This window comes from Paraflavitalea pollutisoli (assembly GCF_029360705.1).
GTDB classification, from domain to species: Bacteria; Bacteroidota; Bacteroidia; order Chitinophagales; family Chitinophagaceae; genus Paraflavitalea; species Paraflavitalea pollutisoli.
Map to the genome: position 1 here is coordinate 3125191 of NZ_JARKMX010000008.1, position 20194 is coordinate 3145384.

General features: G+C 51.0%; 21 protein-coding genes and 1 tRNA gene. 12 read left to right on the top strand and 10 right to left on the bottom strand.

Translation table 11 applies throughout. From position 1 onward, the window contains the following. Nucleotides 1-4 precede the first annotated feature (4 nt). Nucleotides 5-967 (bottom strand): stage II sporulation protein M, encoded by a 963-nt coding sequence (locus tag P2W70_RS26055; RefSeq protein WP_276484488.1) that lies wholly within the window; start codon nt 965-967, stop codon nt 5-7. 221 nt (nt 968-1188) lie between these two features. Here P2W70_RS26055 and P2W70_RS26060 point away from each other — a divergent pair, with 221 nt between their 5' ends. After that, nucleotides 1189-1941, top strand: a complete 753-nt coding sequence (locus P2W70_RS26060) for an RDD family protein (protein WP_276484489.1) — start codon at nt 1189-1191, stop codon at nt 1939-1941. A 129-nt stretch (nt 1942-2070) separates the two neighbouring features. Here the strand turns inward: P2W70_RS26060 and P2W70_RS26065 are convergent, their stop codons facing one another. The 7 genes from P2W70_RS26065 to P2W70_RS26095 form a co-directional block, all read right to left on the bottom strand. Next, the gene (locus P2W70_RS26065; protein ID WP_276484490.1) at nt 2071-2499 is read right to left on the bottom strand and encodes a hypothetical protein; all 429 of its coding nucleotides are present in this window, start codon (nt 2497-2499) and stop codon (nt 2071-2073) included. Between the two features lie 18 nt (nt 2500-2517). Continuing rightward, nucleotides 2518-2958: a hypothetical protein gene (locus tag P2W70_RS26070; RefSeq protein WP_276484492.1), complete on the bottom strand. Its 441-nt coding sequence runs from the start codon at nt 2956-2958 to the stop codon at nt 2518-2520. Nucleotides 2959-3031: 73 nt separating this feature from the next. Then, nucleotides 3032-3829 carry an O-methyltransferase gene (locus tag P2W70_RS26075; RefSeq protein ID WP_276484493.1) on the bottom strand — a complete coding sequence of 266 codons (798 nt, stop codon included), beginning with the start codon at nt 3827-3829 and terminating at the stop codon, nt 3032-3034. A 39-nt stretch (nt 3830-3868) separates the two neighbouring features. Further along, entirely contained in the window at nt 3869-4360 is a 492-nt protein-coding gene (locus tag P2W70_RS26080) for a dihydrofolate reductase (RefSeq protein WP_276484494.1), read from the bottom strand. Nucleotides 4361-4370: 10 nt separating this feature from the next. Continuing rightward, nucleotides 4371-5183, bottom strand: a complete 813-nt coding sequence (locus tag P2W70_RS26085) for a thymidylate synthase (protein WP_276484495.1) — start codon at nt 5181-5183, stop codon at nt 4371-4373. Nucleotides 5184-5259: 76 nt separating this feature from the next. Then, nucleotides 5260-5991 (bottom strand): hypothetical protein, encoded by a 732-nt coding sequence (locus P2W70_RS26090; RefSeq protein ID WP_276484496.1) that lies wholly within the window; start codon nt 5989-5991, stop codon nt 5260-5262. Between the two features lie 75 nt (nt 5992-6066). Beyond that, nucleotides 6067-7368 carry a coiled-coil domain-containing protein gene (locus P2W70_RS26095; protein ID WP_276484497.1) on the bottom strand — a complete coding sequence of 434 codons (1302 nt, stop codon included), beginning with the start codon at nt 7366-7368 and terminating at the stop codon, nt 6067-6069. Between the two features lie 515 nt (nt 7369-7883). Here P2W70_RS26095 and P2W70_RS26100 point away from each other — a divergent pair. The 6 genes from P2W70_RS26100 to P2W70_RS26125 all read left to right on the top strand — a co-directional run bounded on the left by P2W70_RS26100 (nt 7884) and on the right by P2W70_RS26125 (nt 13166). Continuing rightward, nucleotides 7884-8159: a hypothetical protein gene (locus P2W70_RS26100; RefSeq protein ID WP_276484498.1), complete on the top strand. Its 276-nt coding sequence runs from the start codon at nt 7884-7886 to the stop codon at nt 8157-8159. Between the two features lie 182 nt (nt 8160-8341). Continuing rightward, nucleotides 8342-8512 (top strand): chryseobasin-related MNIO class RiPP peptide, encoded by a 171-nt coding sequence (locus tag P2W70_RS26105; protein WP_276484499.1) that lies wholly within the window; start codon nt 8342-8344, stop codon nt 8510-8512. Between the two features lie 83 nt (nt 8513-8595). Further along, complete coding sequence (locus P2W70_RS26110; protein ID WP_276484500.1) at nt 8596-9681, top strand: multinuclear nonheme iron-dependent oxidase; 1086 nt, start codon at nt 8596-8598, stop codon at nt 9679-9681. Between the two features lie 71 nt (nt 9682-9752). Next, nucleotides 9753-10562: a glycosyltransferase family 2 protein gene (locus P2W70_RS26115; RefSeq protein WP_276484501.1), complete on the top strand. Its 810-nt coding sequence runs from the start codon at nt 9753-9755 to the stop codon at nt 10560-10562. A 104-nt stretch (nt 10563-10666) separates the two neighbouring features. Beyond that, a complete protein-coding gene (locus tag P2W70_RS26120) occupies nt 10667-11488 on the top strand; it encodes a hypothetical protein (protein ID WP_276484502.1) in 822 nt (273 codons plus the stop codon). After that, nucleotides 11466-13166 (top strand): hypothetical protein, encoded by a 1701-nt coding sequence (locus tag P2W70_RS26125; RefSeq protein WP_276484503.1) that lies wholly within the window; start codon nt 11466-11468, stop codon nt 13164-13166. The genes P2W70_RS26120 and P2W70_RS26125 overlap by 23 nt, the downstream gene beginning before the upstream one ends. Before the next feature lie 59 nt (nt 13167-13225). On the opposite strand, the gene P2W70_RS26130 is transcribed toward P2W70_RS26125, so the two are convergent. Continuing rightward, nucleotides 13226-13299: transfer RNA gene (locus tag P2W70_RS26130), tRNA-Val, on the bottom strand. A gap of 133 nt (nt 13300-13432) precedes the next feature. On the opposite strand from P2W70_RS26130, the gene P2W70_RS26135 reads away from it, so the two are divergent. Then, entirely contained in the window at nt 13433-14293 is an 861-nt protein-coding gene (locus P2W70_RS26135; protein WP_276484504.1) for a dienelactone hydrolase family protein, read from the top strand. Between the two features lie 312 nt (nt 14294-14605). Further along, nucleotides 14606-15640, top strand: a complete 1035-nt coding sequence (locus tag P2W70_RS26140; RefSeq protein ID WP_276484505.1) for an N-acetylmuramoyl-L-alanine amidase family protein — start codon at nt 14606-14608, stop codon at nt 15638-15640. A 69-nt stretch (nt 15641-15709) separates the two neighbouring features. Here the strand turns inward: P2W70_RS26140 and P2W70_RS26145 are convergent, their stop codons facing one another. Beyond that, the gene (locus P2W70_RS26145) at nt 15710-16930 is read right to left on the bottom strand and encodes a proline dehydrogenase family protein (protein WP_276484506.1); all 1221 of its coding nucleotides are present in this window, start codon (nt 16928-16930) and stop codon (nt 15710-15712) included. Between the two features lie 241 nt (nt 16931-17171). On the opposite strand from P2W70_RS26145, the gene P2W70_RS26150 reads away from it, so the two are divergent. From P2W70_RS26150 to P2W70_RS26160, 3 genes are all read left to right on the top strand, one after another. Next, entirely contained in the window at nt 17172-18272 is a 1101-nt protein-coding gene (locus P2W70_RS26150; RefSeq protein ID WP_276484507.1) for a mandelate racemase/muconate lactonizing enzyme family protein, read from the top strand. Nucleotides 18273-18338: 66 nt separating this feature from the next. Continuing rightward, entirely contained in the window at nt 18339-18860 is a 522-nt protein-coding gene (locus P2W70_RS26155) for an acyl-CoA thioesterase (RefSeq protein WP_276484508.1), read from the top strand. A 44-nt stretch (nt 18861-18904) separates the two neighbouring features. Further along, nucleotides 18905-20170: a glycosyltransferase family 87 protein gene (locus tag P2W70_RS26160; RefSeq protein ID WP_276484509.1), complete on the top strand. Its 1266-nt coding sequence runs from the start codon at nt 18905-18907 to the stop codon at nt 20168-20170. Nucleotides 20171-20194: the final 24 nt, after the last annotated feature.

Genomic DNA, 20194 nt, shown 5'->3' on the forward strand with positions numbered 1-20194 from the left:
GGGTTTATTCCAGTGATTTTGTTGCCGGGTGCTTTTTCCCCAGCCTGATGGGATAGAGTACAAAGTACCAAAGTATAAAACTAAACGATGCAGCCAGAATGGAAATACTGAGCCATTGTGGCATGGACGAATAACGGGTTACGTATCCTTCGAGGAAGGCTGCCACAATGAATACCGGCACGAGGCCGATCATGAGTTTGAGGCCATCCTTGGCGCCCCGCTTGAGCGAATCGATGCGCTTGCGCGTACCCGGGAAGAGGAGGCTGTTGCCGAGGATGAAACCAGCGCCACCGGCAATGATGATGGCCGAGATCTCAAGGGTGCCATGTATCCAGATCACCAACACCGAAGGCCAGCCGAGTCCTTTGGCGAAGAACATATACTGAAAGGCCCCGAGCATCATGCCGTTCTGGAAGAGAAACCAGGCGGTTCCTACCGACAGGAACAGGCCGGCCACGAATACCATCAGGGATACCCGGATATTGTTGAGCGCTATGCGCAGGAACATGACGATCTTGTTTTCGTCTTTGTACACACCAAAAGGGTCACCTTTGGCAATATTGTCTTCCGTCATTTCCACATAACCGTCACCGAGGATACCCCGCACAAAGGTGGCATCGTGGGCGGCGGAAAAGGCGGCCATGACAGCCAGGGTGGTGAAGATCAGGAAGGCATAGAGCAGTTCGCGGTGGTATTTACGTACCGTGAGTGGCAGTTCGGTTTTCCAGAAGCGGGCAAACCGGGAGCTTTCTTCTCTTTTGTTGCGGTAAATGCCCAGGTAGATCCGGGAGGCCAGGCCATTGAGGTAGGTAGTGACCTTACTGTGCGGGTAAAACGTCTTTGCATAGCCCAGGTCATTGACGAGCTCGGTAAACTGCTTCGCCATCTCGTCGGGATTGGATGCCGACTCGTACTGGTACTGCTTCCATTTCTCTATGTTTTTCTTCAGAAATAGGCCTTCTCTCACCGAAAGATGTTTTATGTATTCAAACCTACACGAAAAAGTCCATTGAACAAAGGCTGATAACCAGGGGTTATTGTCTTTTTCAAGGGCCTGCGGGCGATCCTTGTAAATTTAATTAATTCAAGGCGGCAGAAATTCGGCAACAACCGGATTTCTTACATAATTAATTAATTTTAAGAGCGTTTACAGTATGCAAAACGAATTTATCCTACTATTGTTGCAATATGCTGCAGGTTAAGTTAGATACGGGTTTCAATATCGAAGTGGAGTTTCCGATCTCCCCTTTCCACAAGCGTTTATTCGCCTGGCTGATCGATCTGTTCATCTGTTGGTTGTACCTGCAGTTGATGAGTAGCCTGACGAACATCAAGGCCTACGACGTTAGCTGGCTGGAGATCCTGGTGGTGATACCGTTGCTACTGTATTTTCCCTTGCTGGAGATCCCCCTCAATGGGCAAACCATCGGTAAGATGGCCATGCGCATCAAGGTGATCACCGATGAAGGCGGACAACCCACCATTGGCCAGTACCTGATCCGCTGGTTGTTCAGGATGGTCGACTTTCCGTGGTGGCTGCTGTTTGCCGTACTCAACGATGTGATCCCTGCCTGGACGATGCCCCTGATCTTCATCGGCCTGGCCAGCGTGATCTTCACCCCTAAATCGCAGCGGATCGGCGATCTGCTGGCCGGTACGATCCTGATCGACCTGAAAAACCAGACCTCCTGGGAAGACACGGTCTTTACCGAGGTAGAATCGACCTACAAGCCCCGCTATCCCCAGGTAATGCAATTGAGCGACCGTGATATCAATACCCTGAAAAGCATCATTGAAAGCGTACGCCGTAAAAACGACTATGCGCTGGCCATGAAGATCGGTGACCGCATCAAATCGAAGCTGAAGATGGAAAGTGACCAGGACTCGATCGAATTTCTGCATACCCTGCTGAAAGATTACAACTACTACTCGACCAATTGATTTCACCTATTTGAATACGAAAATGCCCGCTGCGATCACAGCGGGCATTTTCTTTGTTACAGCAGTATTCAAAAAACGAGGGAGTATCGTCGCTGATACTCCCTCGTTCAGTATTATGTTACAACCGGATCACCTACCCATCATGGAGGCGCCCAGGGCAAAGGCGAGGAATACAATAAAGAACAGCGCCATCGCTATAATGATCAATATAGCCATCAGCTTGAAGTAGGTCTTCAGGTTGTTGGCCCCTTCATTGAACTGTACCTGGCTCATATTTTCCAGGCTGGCGAGCGTATTGGTAGCAAAGCGATACAGAAAAATATTCAGTACCACCCCAATGACCAGGAACAACGTAACAAAAAGCAAACTACCCGCCAGGGCAAAACCACCTGCTTTGGCACCGGACAAGATCGTACTGAGCAAAGTGATGCCGGCGCTGATAAATCCTATAATGGCAACGATGCGGGCCCAACTGGCGGCAGTATGCAACAGCTGCTTGGCTTCTCCTTCAATCGCCAGGTTGAACAGGCCACTTTCTTCGTTTCTATTATTTTCCATGTAAAACGATATTAGCTTTTAGAATGAGGTAGTGATAAGGCCAAAAATATTGTACACGATACTCAGGATCGCAAACACGCCATGTATCAGGAAATAGCGTTTGAGGTGGCGAATGCCTTCTGTCAGCAAACCCTGGTTTTGTGTCTGGATCGCTTGCCGGGTAAGGGTAGCAAACCGGTACAGCAAAATGGTAATGTACGTATAGATCGCCATCACGATCAACACCGCATAGTATATCTTATCGCCTTGCCCAGCATATTGCGGCATCGCTTCCCGGAAAGTACTTTCCAGTCCGTTAGGTCCGGCTACCAACATCGACACCAGTACCAGGCCGATGCCAATGAAGATGACAATAGCAATAAATTTAGCCCACCTGGCAGCTTCATTGAATTTACTACCGGAGTCGAAATCGACTTCGAGGCCCAGTAAGGGACGTTCTTCGGAAGGTTGCTGATCCATTTGATTACGTTTGTTTTATAATTGCGGATACTAATATAATCTATTTTACGATCGAGACACTGCGCGCACGCGGTTAAAACCGTATCGTAAAATGTTGCTTCACTTTAAAGTCTTTGCGGAAGAGCACAAGCCCCACAAAGAACAGGTCGATCGTCATAGTGACTGCCGGGTGTTCTTTTACCTGCTCCCAGGCCTGTTCCATCTCTGCGCTCCAGTGTATGTCATCCAGGATCACGATGCTTTGATCGGTGAGGTGTGGCAGCAACTGTTCGAAATACCGGACAGTGGGTTCCAGCCGGTGATTGCCATCGAGGAATGCCAGTCCCAGCGTCGGCAATTGCTGCAACATGACGGGCAAGGTTTCATCAAAATTTCCGGATACCAGCTGAATGTTGGATATACCGAGTTGTTCGAAATTAGCCCGGGCCTGGTGCGCCACAGCTGAACTCCCCTCCCCCGTCACGACCTGACCGTCCGCATTCGCCAACGCCAGATAGGCTGCCGACACACCCAGGGAAGTACCCAACTCCAACACTGTCGCTGGTTTATAGTACTGTACGATACGGTACAGTAGCTGTGCGAGCTTTTTCGATTTCGCGGCATTGCGTGCGATGCTGGCAATGCTACGCTGACGGGTATTACCCAAGGCAGAACCCGCGCCAAAATCTTCTACGGTAAGCAACGTTTCATTACCCTTCAGTTGTTGACGCAATGTTTCTACCCGCTGGTAGGCCGGGTATGGTTGCTGATCGTTCAGTACATGAATGATAAAGTCAAATACAAAAGGTGAATGCACACCATGCCCCTTACCGTTTTCGGCGGTACAATAATAGTGGATATATTTCTTCGCTAACTGCCAGCGTGAGAACATGTATGGCTGATTGGATGGTGTATCGGTTGCTGTTATAACTTATCGCCTGCCCCAAACCTGGAAGCTGTATGCGTAGGCATGTTTTTCGTCGGCCGGAAAGTCGAGATTAGACAGCAACTCCCATTCCTTTTCACTAAACTCCGGAAACCAGGTGTCACCTTCCAGCGACGTGTGTACACGGGTAAGATAGATCCGTTGTGCAATGGGCAATGCCTGTGCATATATCTCTCCGCCGCCGATCACACTGGCCTCTTTGGCATCCGTGCCGGCCGCCGCTTCGAGTGCTTTCTCCAGGCTGTTCACCACGATCGCTCCGGGAGCCTGCCACTCGGATTGACGGGTGATCACGATATTGGTACGGCCCGCCAGTGGCTTGCCCAGCGACTCGAAGGTCTTACGCCCCATGATCACCGGCAATCCCCAGGTAGTATTCTTAAAGAACTTCATGTCATTGGGCAGTCGCCACAGCAACTGGTTGTCTTTACCAATAACATTGTTCTCTGCAGCAGCAACGACTAAAGCTATTTGCATAATGTGTTTCTTATACAGCAACCGGCGCCTTGATGGCAGGGTGCGACTGGTAATTTTCCAACGTGAAGTCTTCGAATTGGAAGGCAAAAAGGTCTTTTACGGCTGGATTGAGTTTCATGACCGGCGCGTCAAAGGGTGTCCGCGTCAATTGCAGTTTCGCTTGTTCTACGTGGTTGCTGTACAGGTGCACATCACCAAACGTATGTACAAAATCACCTGGCTCCAGGTCGCATACCTGCGCCATCATCATGGTGAGCAGTGCATAGGAAGCAATATTGAAAGGCACGCCCAGGAATACATCGGCAGAGCGTTGATAGAGCTGGCAGGAGAGTTTGCCTTTTCCGCCGTCTACACCCGGTGCCACGTAGAACTGAAACAGGGCGTGACAAGGCATAAGCGCCATGTCAGGCAACTCGCCAACGTTCCAGGCACTTACGATAATGCGGCGGCTATCGGGATTGTGTTTGATCTGCTTCAAGGCATCGGCAATCTGGTCGATGGTTTTTCCATCGGCACCTGCCCAGCTGCGCCACTGTTTGCCGTAAACGGGTCCCAGGTCACCTTGCTCATTGGCCCATTCGTCCCAGATACTGACGCCGTGATCTTTCAGGTATTTGATATTCGTGTCGCCCTGCAGAAACCAGAGCAATTCGTAGATGATACTTTTGAGGTGCAGCTTTTTGGTCGTCACCAGCGGAAAGCCCTGCTGCAGGTCGAACCGCATCTGGTAACCAAAATAGCTTGTGGTGCCGGTACCGGTCCGGTCGGTCTTGGTTACCCCTTTGTCAAAAATATGCTGTAACAGGTCCAGGTATTGTTGCATGGCTGCAAGGTACGAAAAACCCTGCCGGAGGCATCAGGTTGCCTGCCGGGTGGTGTATAACTTGTGGATGGACAATTTATTCCGTATTCAGCTTTCTCCACATCTCATCGATGGGGTCGCCTTTGGAACTGAGGCCGGAGTGGTCCCATTCGTGGCCTTTCACTTTGCCATTGAAGGTGAGGGAAGCGCCAACACGGCTGCTATCACGGCTGAAGAACTCAATGTTTTCGGTGTATTTGCCGTTCTTGAAGGTATAGGTACCGCCGCCGGTACCGGAGAAATCTTTGGTGTCGATATTGATCGCCACCCATTGAAAGCGGGTAGCGGAGAGTATTTTGAGCGTACGTCGGGGGCCCAGCGGCATCGTAGTAGGCTGGTTGCCGTTCTTGCGTCCGGCAATGCGCCAAACACCGGCGAGGTCGGACATTCCCTTGTCCAGTTGCTTCCAGGTCTTCTCTCCGTTGTCGATGTTTGCGATCAATTGCTCGTTCTTATCCGACCAGGCAAACACGACCTGCTGCCCCACTTGCTGTTTGTCTTTGGTATTGAATTGTACGGTCACTTCCACCTTATCGTCTTTGACAATATAGGGACCTCCCCAGGTGTAATAAAATTGCTTGCCTGCTTTGTCGTATACGGCGTGTACGAAGTAACCGTCGACAAAGGTCAGGGTCTCTTCGCGGCTATTGTCCTGGGTGTGCCAGGCGCCGTTGAGCGATAGTGTACTGACGGGTGGTTGGAAGGCTGTCACCACGATGAGGAGCAGCAACGTCAGGATGAAGTTGTTGGCTGGGGCGTACTTTCTCATACGGAGCAATTTTCCGTAAGTTAACGAAACTATAACGATTCGCCATGCAGCATCCCGTACGTGGTTGTGTTAAAGTTATCCCAATAGGGCTTCCGCCGGGGCCGCCACGGGAATCGCCGACTGCTTTTCCGTCAATTCCAATTGGTGGGGATCGATGGAGCGCGAGAGTTCGCTGTAGATACGCATCAGTAGCTGACTGCTGATATCCAGGCGGCTACTGAGGTCTTGCGCCTGCTGCTTTTCCTGGGCCACCTCCTGCTGCAGGGCGTTCACCAGCGCCTGTTTTTCGGTCAATGTTTCTTGTAATACTTGTTGGCTGCTTTTTAGCTGACTAAGTTCCTGCTCCAGCTGGCCCACCTGCTGGCTGCCGGCCTCCAGGCGCTGCTGTTGTTCCTGGGTATGTTGGCGGCTTTCCTCCAGCGCTTCGCGCCAGGCAGTTCCCTGTGCCTGCGTGGCCTCCAGCTCCCTATGAAGCGTTTGTGCCTGTTGCTCGAGACCGGTAATGGTTTGCTTCAACTCGCTGACCTGTGCCGTGGAGGCGTTGGCCTGGTGCTCGAGGGTATGATAGTTTTTGATGCGTTGTTCCAGTTGTTGCTGCAGAAAGGTGATCTCTGTTTTCTTTTCGTTCAACACGTCGGGCAGATAGTCCTGCTCCTCCAACTTTTCGCGTAAAGCCTTGCGTTCCGTTTCCGCTTGTTCCAGTAATTGTTGCAATGCCTGCAGGCGATCATCGAGTGGCCTGCCTTCATCGCCGGCCGCCTGGTTGGCGATCAGCAATTGCTGGAGGCGATTGTTTTCTGCTTCACGCTGTTGCAGGTCGTGCCGGAGGTGCTGCAGGGTAGCCTGCGTTTGTTCATCCGGTGCACCTTGCTGTATCGCAGCCTGCTGCAGATGGCTGACCTTTTCCTGGTACGCTTTGATATCCTGTTGCAGCTGCGCCACCAGTGTGGTATCGGTCGTCTTATCAGTATGATAGGCTTTGTTGCGGAGGTCGGTATATTTTTCTTCGAGCTCCCTGAAATCCTGCTCGAGGAGCGCGTAGTTTTCGCGATATCGTCTTACTTCATGCTCATATTTCTTCAGCAGGGGCGTATTGTCCGGATTGGTGCTGGCGAGCCAGTCGGGCATGACTTCGGGCTGTTCATGCACCGTAGAATGTATTTGAATGGCAGCGGCGGGGTTGTGCGCCAGTGGCTCCCCCCAGGACTTATCTTCCTGAAAAGCAAGGCCCAGGGTGGTTTGTCTTTTTTTGCGACGGTAATGAAAGAATATGGTCAATCCGATAGCAATGACGGTGGCAGGCACAGCTATCCACAATACGATTTGAAGAAATTGTGTGAACTCGTAGAGGGACACAAGCAACATTGACGGCATCATGAAAAAATTTTACGTACAATTCTCCTCATTCATTTTACTTGGCTCATGGTGAAATAGGACTTCGGATCAATTCTGTACGGCAGTAGGATGCGGGGGGATCGGGTGGGATAAAAAGACACAAGAATAGTACCAAAAATGTCAATAAGATAACACAACAACGTGTGTGATAGCGGATACAGGGGGCATCAAACCGGATGCTTCCGAACGCACTATTTGCCCACGCTGTTATCCTTTTTTATTCACACTCGTCCAAAATACTAATATATTTAGTACTTTTACCGACGCAAAATCTCCCCTTGTTGCCACTGCGGCGCACTATCTTCCGTATACACTGATCGACTGATCAATGCGCAGGATTCTGTCTGGTACTTATTTTCAGCCTCTATAACGGTTACCAATAGAACGGATCACAAAAAAAATGATCCTTTATCACTAAAGTGCAGCGGATCGTAACTATAAAACAACAATCTGTACTTTATGCTAATTTATTTATCATTTGTTTTTTTCTTTGAGGCATGACTAAGGACGAAAGATACCTGGGCGTAAAACAACTGATTGAATCGGGACACATTACTGAATTCAAGCAGATCTTCACATTTCTTCCCAAGACGGTACTGGCGGGAGACCTTGGCACCAACAATAACCGCATGACGCGGCTCATCAACAATGTGCAGGAATTTACCCTGGGCGAGCTGGACCGCATCAGCCAGCTCATCGATGTGCCGTATGACGCCATCAACCTGCTGGTCAATAATCAATTCAAGAAAAGCAAACAATTCGGTAAAAAGTAACCGCACTCCTGCCACTGGCAAGCTTTGGCGGAAAATGCCCCTCAACGGGGCTCATCAACAATAGCCGACCTCCCGGGTAAGCTGTGCTAGAAACGGCATTATGCATTTGTCTGGCACCTCATGCCACGTTTTGTAACATCCCGATGTCATAACTCCTGATTGCTCACTAAAAAAACACAATCATGAAATTGCCAGGTACACTACTCAGTGCGATCCTGATCGGCATTGCCGTTCAAACAACTACCTCCTGTAAAAAGGAGAAGGATGAACCCACCGATAAGGAAAAGCAGGAAGCCAAGGAAGAGGCTTCTAAAAAACCGCCCTACTATTGCCCTGCCTGCGGCATGGGTTAATAATTATCACCTATTCCCGTACTGATTAATTTCACCCAGTGCCCCGAATTTTATCATCAGTTGCTTGCAACCTCGATCGTCACATGCTGGAAGCTTGTCTTCCTTTATTGGAAGAAGCACGGGTGGAAGCGCTGGAATGGTCTTTCGATGTACTGTACCAAACAGCGGAAACCCCAGCCTGGTTCCATGACCTGCTGACTGCATTCAGCAAGGAGGAGCGACTCATAGGTCATGGGGTTTTCTTCTCCCTTTTCTCGGGCAGGTGGCTGCCCGAACAGGACGTATGGCTACAACACCTGCGCACCTGCTGTGCCACTTTTCACTTCGATCATATCACCGAGCATTTCGGATTCATGACAGGCACCGATTTCCACCAGGGGGCGCCACTCAATATTCCCTATACCGCCAGCACCCTGGCCATCGGGCAGGATCGCCTCAAAAGGATCTACGAGGCCTGTGCCTGCCCGGTAGGTCTCGAAAACCTGGCCTTTGCGTATAGTATCGATGATGTACAACGGCAAGGCAGCTTTCTGGATGAGCTGCTACATCCCATCAATGGCTTTATCATTCTCGACCTGCACAACCTGTGGTGCCAGTTGCACAATTTCTCGATCCCCTACGAGCAACTGATCCACCTGTATCCGCTCGACCGTGTCCGTGAGATCCACATCTCCGGAGGTAGCTGGGACGATTCACTGCTCGAAACCGGCCGTCGCATCCGCCGCGATACACACGACGATGCTGTACCTGCGGCCGTATTCGACCTGTTCCGGCAAACGATCCCTCGATGCCCGCACCTGAAATATGTGGTCATGGAACAACTCGGCAATGGGCTCACCAGCCATAAAAGCAAACAACAGTTCTATGCCGATTTTGTAACCATGGCATCGATCGTCGACACCGCCAACCAACAGCGGGAAGCAGGGGCAACACATGCTTTCCTGCCTGCAGAGCAGCTGTACCTGGGCCAGCCCCTGGAAGATGAAACGCTCTACCAGCAACAGCGTGAACTGGCCAATATCCTCGAATCCGCCGGTTCTTTTGACGCCGCCCGCCACCTGTTGCTGACTTCCTCCCTGGCTGGTACGGCCTGGCACGTCGAACAATGGGATGCGGCCATGATCGAAACAGCCGTTAAGATCGCCCAGAAGTGGAAAGAAGGGTTTTAGTCACGCTGGCAACCAGCTGACCCAACCTTGCGTATGGTGAATGGTCATCCTCCATTAACACGTTACGCGTCATGGTCAAAGGGCAAAAAGTGGTGGTCGTTCTTCCGGCTTACAATGCGGCACGTACGCTGGAGCAAACCTATCGGGAGATCGACCGGTCGATCGTCGACGAGGTGATCCTGGTGGATGACGCCAGCCAGGACAATACCATCGAGGTAGCGCGTCGCATCGGCATCCGCCACATCATTCTCCATGAGCGCAACACAGGCTATGGTGGTAATCAAAAATCCTGCTACCGGAAAGCCCTCGCATTAGGTGGCGATATCATTGTCATTCTTCATCCCGACTATCAATACACGCCGGCGCTGACCGGACCCATGGTGCACCTGATCGCCAATGGCGTATACCCGGTGGTGCTGGGGTCGCGCATACTGGGGAGGGGCGCTTTGAAGGGTGGCATGCCGCGCTATAAATATGTAGCCAACCGCCTGCTTACGCTGATACAAAATATCCTCATGCGGCAAAAGCTGTCCGAATACCATACCGGCTACCGGGCTTACCACAAAGACGTGTTGTTGTCGGTCCCTTTCGAACACAATTCCGATGACTTCATTTTCGACAATGAGCTGCTGGCACAGATCTTTTTCAAAGGCTATGAGATCGCTGAGATCACCTGTCCCACCAAATATTTTGCGGAAGCTTCTTCCATCAGCTTCGCACGAAGTGTAAAATATGGCTTGGGCGTACTGCGGGTGAGCTGTCAGTATTTTTTGCAGAAGGCGGGGATAGCGCGGACCAGGTTGTTCCAACCAGCAGCCAGCGACATGTCCAGGGCACCATCACCCGGATTGCCTACCCTTGCGAAGACCGATATTCCCTGACAGGGTCCCCACCAGGGTAGAAGGGCGAAAAGCTTTTTGGGCTGTGCATAAATGCCTTATTTTTATAAGCCAGCCGACAGCTGAACCCTTTATACCCTATCAACATGGAAGAAAATACTAAGCCTAAAACGCGCAGCAGTAAACAAACTACCCCTAAACGACCAGACCTGAAAATCTACTTTGTGTTCGGCTGCATCAGCGTGTTGTTTATCGTTATCACGCTTTTATTTAAGGAGAGCCTATCTCCCGATCAGCAATTCTACTTTAAGATACTCTTTGCACTCGGCTGTGCCGGTATCGCGGCCACCATTCCAGGCATTACCAAACTACAATACAAAGGTGCTATTGCTGCCTCTGGCGCCATCGTGGTTTTTGTACTGATATTCAGCCTCGACCCTCCGAAAAAGAAATTTGGGTTGACGATCTTCCCCAAGACTCCTGCGGAGGAATCTATCAGTCTGGGCAACACTACCCTTAAGTTGCAGCTTACCCAGGGCTTTCTGGAAGGCGTTGTCACCTCCGAGCAGACCATCAAATTCAACGACGTACCCAATGAATATTACGGAGATTCTATTCGGTTATTCCTGTCAGCGGGGGATTGGGTATTTGGCAACGGTTTGAAGAGCCAGCGCATTAAACTGGAGCACGAAAGCATCGACGTTTACTTTAAACGGCCTGCCGCCTACCTGTCAATCGGGGGCGCCCTCTATTACCGGAATGCTCCACTTGCCGGAGCGGTCATCATCGACAGTGACCATCCCCATCACGCCGATACGACCGATGCTTTTGGAAAGTTCAGGTTTATCTATCCTGACGATGAACCCCGTGTCCGGGTGAAGTTCAATGTTGTTAAAAACCAGCTCATACTTCCTCCGCTGGAAATCAATATGGGAAACAACGAGTATGAAACGAATTTTCAGCAGTAACCGTTTCTGGTCTGTGGTCCTTTGCGGCCTCGTCTTTATGACTGGTATGGAAGTGTGGGCACAGCCCACCTACTATATCAAAGGGGAGGTCAAGGAATTACATGCAGGACAATTGCATCAAAGCAGGCCGCTCGTGATGGCCAATATCAAAGTATACAATGGCCAGGCCGTACAGTACAGCACTACCTCCAAACTCAATGGAGACTTCTTCGTGGAAATGAAGGAAGCGCTTCCCTTGCTACAGGTGAACGTTACTTACCAGGACTATGAGATCCTTGACAACGGTCCATTAAAAAAGGTTGTTCCAACGTCCGACATCAATGCACCAGGTATTTATATCCTCATGTGTAGTAAAGCCCGGCTCAAGCAATTGACGGCGGAGTATTATGAAACTGTCAGAAAGCGCATCTCAGCGCCTTACGAGGCGCATATTGCCCGGCTTAAAGAGACACTTGATACGAAATCGGAAATCTTCCGGGATTCCAGCAGAAGACTCGCAGAAGCTTTTCATGAGCAGCTGGACAGAACAAAAAAATACGCAGAGCATTTTGCCCGAACTGAATTCTCTGATCCCGAAAACCCACTTTACAAAGCCTTTCAATGTTATCTGCAAGGTAAGCTGGACTCCTGTGCCTACTATTATGAACATAACAATTTTCTGACTGAAGCAGCCACCAGGAACAGTATAGATAACCGGTCATTGATTGATCATTGGCTTATCTATGCGGAAACGAAAGCTGCCAGGGAAGACTGGAGTTCCGTGGACAAGATCTACTCCAAAGCGGTCGAAATGTCCAATATGGAAAACCAGCCACTGGCACTTAAGACCTATATCGGTTATTTACTGAAAAGGGGAAAAAATGAGCAGTGTCTACCCTACCTGAATGTACGGAGATCGATGCTGGAAGTTGGCCCCCGGGACCATCACGAAATACTACACACCAACTATCAGTACGCGCAGCTGTACCGATCCAAAACATTAACTGGAGAACCTAATCCACTCGCCAATGCTGAGAAGTTTAACCTATATGCATCCGGTATCATCGCCGACTCGAATAAAATAATTGCCGACCAAAACAATCTCCGGAATATTGCCGTGTTGCTTAATACCATGGAGTTGGTTGCCGACGAGCAGGTAAAGGAAAAAAAGAAATATGAAAAACTGATCGACCTGTCCCGCATCGGCGATAAGATCGACCCAAAGCTGTTTGATACCCTGGATGTAGAAGTTCCCAGTCCTGCGGACATAGCCTGGTCAATTGGCGAATACTACGACAATAAAGAGAAAGGGCTTTTCTCTTCCTTATTGGCTGAATCTTATTATAAACGCTCGATTAAAAAACGGAAACATTATATCCTGACAACACGGCACGATACCCATGTCGCTGAACAGGTGTTTATGTTGTACAGTTCTTATTTTATTGTGGCGGGGGCGGCTGTCAAGCATTCATCTGCCAGTGAACGGGAGATTAAGTATTTCCAGTGGGAAGCGAAGTTCGCAACCCGGCTTCATCAGCGATTGGACACTTCCATGCTAAGTAAATTTCTGAAGGCTACTGCCGATGGTCTGCAGAAAGGAGATTACAAGAGTGCCTTCTACCCGATTATGCAAGACTACCTGAAAAGAGGCAAAGCTATGTTTGCCTATCCCCCACCACCCGTTCGAAAAGATCCCTGATCCCATGGCGCCCAGGTAGCGTACCAAACAAAAACGGCACTCGCCTGAGTGCCGTGAAGTGGATCGTGTCAGACTCGAACTGACGACCCCCGCCTTGTCGAGACGGTGCTCTAACCAACTGAGCTAACAATCCGTGGGGGTGCAATTTACATGATCGTTTCCAATTAGATACAGTTAGGCCATAAATATTTATGGGAAGGCCACGCGGCCTACGATGGGATTCGTTAACTTTAAAACTTATCCTTTTTATCACACAAATTCCTGATATGAACCAGCAGATCATCAACCTGTTTGATGAATACACGCACCAACCACTCAAGCGGGAAGTTTTTATCAAACGCCTGGTGCTGCTAACTGGCAGCTTAGCCGCTGCTACCGCTGCCCTGGCACAACTGGAAGTAAAGTACGACCATGCCGTGACCATCGCCCCCCAGGATGACCGCATCACCACCGAATACATCACCTACCCTTCCGATGAAGGGGTAACCATGAAAGGTTATTTTGCCAAACCCAAAAAGGAAGGCAAATTCGGCGCTGTGGTAGTGATCCACGAAAACAGGGGCCTCAACCCGCATATAGAAGACGTCACCCGGCGGGTGGCGCTCGCAGGGTACCTTGCCCTCGGCGTAGACGCGCTTTCCCCCTTTGGAGGCACACCCAAAGACGAGGAAAAAGCACGGGGGCTGTTTGGCCAGCTGGATGCTAAAAAGAACCTGACCAACTTCATGAAAGCTTTCGACTACCTCAAAGCGCGTCCCGATTGCAACGGCAAAACCGGCTGCGTAGGCTTTTGCTGGGGCGGCGCCATGGCCAACCAACTGGCTGTGAACGTGCCTGACCTCAAAGCCGCCGTAGCCTATTATGGCCGCCAGCCCGAGGCAGCCGATGTACCTAAGATCAAAGCGGCCGTACAACTGCATTATGGCGGTCTCGATGAGCGCGTCAATGCCGGCATCCCGGCCTATGAAGCCGCCCTGAAGAGCGCCGGAATACCTTACGAGCTGTACGTTTACGAAGGTGCCAACCACGCCTTCAACAACGACACCGCGCCTACCCGGTACAATGAAGCCGCCGCCAAACTGGCCTGGGAACGCACCCTCAAGCTGTTTGGTGAACGCCTGAAATAGGCAGTCTTTGCTTCCCGCTGGCAAGCGTGAGCATGCCTGCCACTGGCAGGTAACGCCGACGGAAGGTGACGATCGGAAGTTTGCGCTGTCGCGGACAACCTCCGGCATTGAAAATCTGTCTTATTATTGTAAGGAAAAAGCGATGCAAATAGCTGGGTACCCAGCTGATAGATTTCACTTAGCGCCGAAAAAAAGTGAAACATTACATATTGTAATTTGTTTTTTACCGTTAAATCGAACAGCCGAAAGCTACAGAATGCCTGTGGTGAGATGGTGTCAGGATTATAGAACCGATTAAAACTGAACCAGGTGATGATGCGAAAACCCGTAACTCTATTACTGTTTGTGGCCGGACTGGCAGGCCTTTTATCCTTTACAGGTAAAACGCCGCCCGGCGATCCCGGTCGCCCTAAATCAGTGTTGGCCACGATCGTGGTCGATGCAGGCCATGGCGGCCCTGCACGAGGGGCCAAAGGCCTCATTTCGTATGAAGCAGATGTGGCCCTGGCTATTTCCCTGAAACTAGGTCAACGCATCCAGGAAGTATTCCCGGATACAAGGGTCGTGTATACCCGTACCTCCGACACGGTCTTCGGGGTGAATGTAGACGCCCGTACTGCCAACCGCATGCGTGCCGAACTCGCCAATGAAGTAAAAGGAGACCTGTTCCTCAGTATTCACTGTAATGCCACCCCGCAAAAAGCCGGTGGCTGGTATGCCAAACGCGTAGTGGGTCATACCACCAAAACGGTTACCGTGGGCAAGGGCGCCAAGAAAAAGAAGAAGACGGTAAGAGTGCCCATTTACGAAAACTACTGGGTAAAGAACGAACGCCATGGCACCGAAACCTATATCTGGGCAGCAGACCGCAGCGGTGTTAAAAGCACCTTCATCAAACCCGAAGAAAGCGCCGAATTCACAGAAGACAGCGGAACGGCCTATGTAGCCCCAGACCTCAATTCGCCCGAAGCCCGCATCCGCGCTCAGCTCTATGAGAAGAAATTCTTTGGTAAGAGTTTGACGCTCGGCAATATGGTGGAAGAAGAATTTGCCAAAGCCGGCCGCCTGAGCGGAGGCGTGAAGCAACGTAACTGGGAGCAGATCTGGGTACTGCAGGCTACGGGTATGCCCAGCATTCTGGTGGAGACCGGCTTCATCACCAATGAAGAAGAAGAGAAATACCTCAATAGTGAGCAGGGACAAGCCGAGATCGTAGAGAATATCGTGACGGCATTGAAGCGGTACAAAGAGGCGCTGGAAGGTGCGCCCGCCAGAGCCGAAATCACCACCGGCACAACCCATGTCGACTCTACTGTCGTAACGCCGGACACCTCCGGCAAGCAATAGTAACGGTATACAACAACACGTAATAGAAAAAGGGGCGTAATGCCCCTTTTTCTATTATTTCTGGTCGAACTATATTTTGCGTCTTTGCATCTCCTTCTTGATCAACCCCAGTTCGCGGCCTGTTTGTCCGGATACAGAAGAGTTTTCCTGCGCCCGGCGCATCAGGTAAGGAATCACGTCATGAATGGGCCCAAAGGGCAGGTATTTGCTGACAGACAACCCTGCCTTAGCCAGGTTGAAGGTAATGTTGTCGCTCATGCCATACAGCTGTGAAAAATGGATATGCTTGTGATCATGGGGTAATCCCTTTTTATCCAGCAGCGCTACCGCCTGCAGGCTGCTTTGTTCGTTGTGCGAAGCTACGATGAGCCCGATGCGGTCGAGGTGTTCAATACAGAACTCAACACCGGCATTGTAGTCGCGGTCGCTGGCTTCCTTGCTGGGCTGGATGGGTGACGGATAGTTTTGTTCTTCCGCCCGCCTCCGTTCTTTTTCCATATAGGCGCCACGTACGAGTTTAGCACCGAGAATAAAGCGCCTGGCTTCGGCCTGCCGGTAACTATCTTTCAGAAAAGCGAGCCGGTCATGGCGGTATAGCTGGATGGTATTGTATACGACTACCTTGTCGAGGTTGTACAGTTCCATCATTTGCATGGTCAATGCATCCACCGGGTCCTGGACCCAGGTTTCCTCTGCATCTACCAATACCCCTACATTTTTTGCCGCAGCAGCACTGATGATCTTGTGCATCCGCGCAACTACTCGCTGCCACTCAGCCTTCTCCGTCTCCGTCAACACTTCCGTGTGCACGGTGCCTTCATAACCACTTTTATCCGTAGCGGCAGCATCTAGCTTTTCGAGCAAAGCAAAACGGGCAAAGCCGGTTACCTTGATGCTCATGAAAGGGATATTGTGCTGTGTACCGGCAAAGTTGATCACCCGGATGAACTCTTCCGTAGCGTGATCGAAATTGTCTTCTCCTTCTTTACCTTCTACGCCATAATCGAGGATCACATCCACCCCAAACTGCTCGAGCTTATTGGCTACGCGGACTGTTTCATCAAGGGTTTCGCCACCGACGAATTGCTTGAAAATGGTGTTGCGGATAAGTCCTTTGATGGGCAGGCCGGCTTTGATGGCCCAGGGGGTGAAGCGGGTGCCCAGGTTAACGAGCAACTGGTTGCCCATGCTGGAGAATAGAAAATTAGCTTTCTTGAGTTCCTGATCTGTTTTGTAAGCGAACGCGTACTCTGTATTATCGAATGAAATGACCGGGTGAGGATTATCCATAGTTTACTAACAAATGTTAGGCGCAAAATTAGGCCAAGTTTTGATAATTAAGCGCATCATAAATTGTCTGATCCTTTACAGCTAATCATGGTGTTCTGCACGGATATGTGCCAGGTAGCCATCGCCTTGCCCCCGGTCCTGCAACTTCCCGCAACCGAGTTATAATTAGTTAGTTACCCGGCCATATTTCCAACCCTCGCCTGTATCCCCGCTCCAAAATTGTTGTTACCTTCCCGGCCTTATGAAGATCCTCCATACCGATATCTACAAGTTCAGCATCCCCATGCACCCTTTTACCATTGCAACGGGTACCATGCATTTTGCCCAGAATACCTTTATCCGCGTGCACACCGACGCCGGTATGTATGGCGTGGGCGAATGCTCGGCGTTTCCCATGATCGTGGGTGAAACGCAGGCCACCTGTTTCGAAATGGCGAAGGATTTTGCGGGTTTGTGGAAAGGTAAGGAGGCAGGTGCTATTGCCGACCGCCTGGCCGAACTGGATGCTTTTACCGCCTTCAACAGCACCATTAAAAGCGCGTTTGATATGGCTTTGTATGACCTGGCTGCCAAACAGGCCGGCGTACCCCTATATCGCTACCTGGGCGGCCAGGGGCCACGGGTATTGGAAACGGACCTGACGATCGGTATCGACCACCCTTCCAACATGGCGGCCACCGCCGTCGACTTTGTAGCCCGTGGTGTTCGGATCATCAAAATAAAACTGGGCAAACATGCGGTGGAAGATGTGGAGCGCATCCGGCAGATACGGGCTGCAGTAGGCCCTGATATTACGCTCCGCATCGATGCCAACCAGGGATGGAGTTATGAGGATGCGCAATATGCGCTGGTGGCCCTGGGTGCTTACGATATAGAATTCTGCGAGCAACCCATGCGGTACTGGAACGATCACCACCTGCCCGCCCTGCGCCAGCTTTCCCCCATCAAACTGATGGCGGATGAAAGCGTATACGATCACCACGATGCCGCCAGGGTCATTGCTGCCGGCAGTTGTGATTATGTGAACATCAAGTTTGCCAAATCGGGCGGTATTGCCGAGGCGATCCGCATCAATGAGGTGTGTGCCGCACAGGGCATTCCCTGTATGATGGGCGGCATGCTCGAAAGCCGGATAGCCCTCACAGCGTTTGCCCATTTTGCCCAGGCTCACCCCAATGTTCAGTTCTATGATATGGATACCTGCATGCTGGGCCACCAGGCCGATCCCGTGACGGGCGGCGTCCGGTACAACGGATTTGTGGTGGAAGTACCAGAAACACCCGGCATCGGGGCAGATGCAGACGAGGCCTTCCTGCAGACTCTGGAGCGGGTGACGGTGTAAGGTGGCCAGTTTTACTTTACGCCTTGCTTTTTGCCTTTCCCGATTATCTTTGCGCAAATTTGCGCCATGAGTCCAAAAGCGAAGACTGCGAAAGAATCGTATGTAGTGATGACCGAACTGGTTCTGCCTAACGATACCAACACCTTTGGTAACCTGATGGGGGGACGACTGATGTACTGGATGGATATTGCAGCAGCGCTGGCTGCCATGAAGCACTGTGCCGCACCCGTCGTGACGGCGTCTGTCGACAATATCTCTTTCGAAAACCCCATTAAACTGGGGAATGTCGTGCACATCGAAGCCAAGGTATCCCGCGCCTTCAATTCTTCGATGGAAGTACACATGAAAGTCTGGGGCGAAGACGCCATCCAGCAATACCGTTACAAAAGCAATGAAGCTTATTATACATTCGTGGCGCTCGATCCCAATGGCCGTTCGCGTCACGTACCCCAGTTGGTACCGGAGACCGAAGAAGAGCAGGAACTGTTTGAAAGCGCCCTGCGCAGAAGACAGATCCGTTTGATACTCGGGGGTAAGATGAAACCAGACGATGCTACGGAGCTAAAAGCCTTGTTCTTTAAGTCGTAAGCAACGCTGGCCATTGCCGACAGATACCCTAACAAAACGCTCTTATGAAAAAACTCTATGCCGGCAAAACTGGCCTGCAATGGTTGCAGTACCTGCTCTGCCTGTTGGTGCTTGTATTCTGTATCGACCGCGCACGCAAGGGCTCCGATTTCGACGTGTACCTGGCTGCGGCAAAAACCCTGCTGGCCGGCGGCAACCCTTACGATGCAGCGAATACGCTGACGGTTCCTTATTTCTACAGTTCCTTCTTTGCTTTGGTGCTGGCCCCTTTTACCTTCCTGCCAGCTTTTGTGGTAAAACTGGCCTGGCTGCTATTTTCCGTTTATTGCATTTACCGCATCTGGAAGCTGGTACAGGCTTACTACCCCGTAGCCGCCCTCACTTCAACACAAAAGGTGTGGTGGATCATTGTATCCCATGCCATCCTCGCGGGCTTCTACATCGACAACTTCCACATGGTGCAGGTCACTTTCTTTATGATCTGGGCTTCGCTCGAGGCTGTGCACCTCATCTCCACCGGCAAAACTTTCCGCGGTGCTCTGTTGCTGGGTCTCGCCATCAATATCAAAATAATGCCCATCCTCTTCCTTCCCTATCTCTTTTACCGGGGAAAATGGAAAGGTGGCTTTTTGACGCTGGCATTTATCCTGGTGTTCACCCTCCTCCCCCACCTGTTCCTGGGTAGTGACTACGGCAATACCTTGTTACAGGAATGGTGGACAGCGATCAACCCCATCAGTGACAAACACTCGGTAGAGGTTCATCCGCACTACTTCGATCTGCCAGCCTTTGTAGCAGCCTTCTTTACTACTGCTGCCGGTGAACTGACCACCTCCTTCGAAAGCTACCAGCTTACGCTGACGCTGGTCAGGTTATTCTTCGTAGTCCTTACGCTGGCCTACCTGCAACTACCGATGTTCAAAGATGCCCGCAACCCGCTTTCCCAAGGTAGAGAGATCGCCTACCTGTTGCTGGCAACCGTACTGCTTTTTCCGCACCAGAATAAATATGCGAATGTGTACCTGATGCCGGCACTCGCCTATGTTTTCTATTACCTGCTGGCTTCTTACAACCTCAACAAGCAGTTCCTGCGCGAACAGTCGCGCTTTTTATGGGTGGCTGTGTTGCTGCTATTGGTGATCCTGTTGCTGAATGTGCGGGGCCGTTCTACGGAAGGAACTGATCTGCTATCGCTGCTGGTGCGCTACCGGGGCATTACGATCGGTACCATGCTACTGGCTGGCATCCTGTTATTGTTGCCTCCTTCCTGGCTGTTAAAGCGGCAAGCGGCCGCGCAGCAAGCGGCCTAGCAGAATAGGGACAGTGGTTTTATA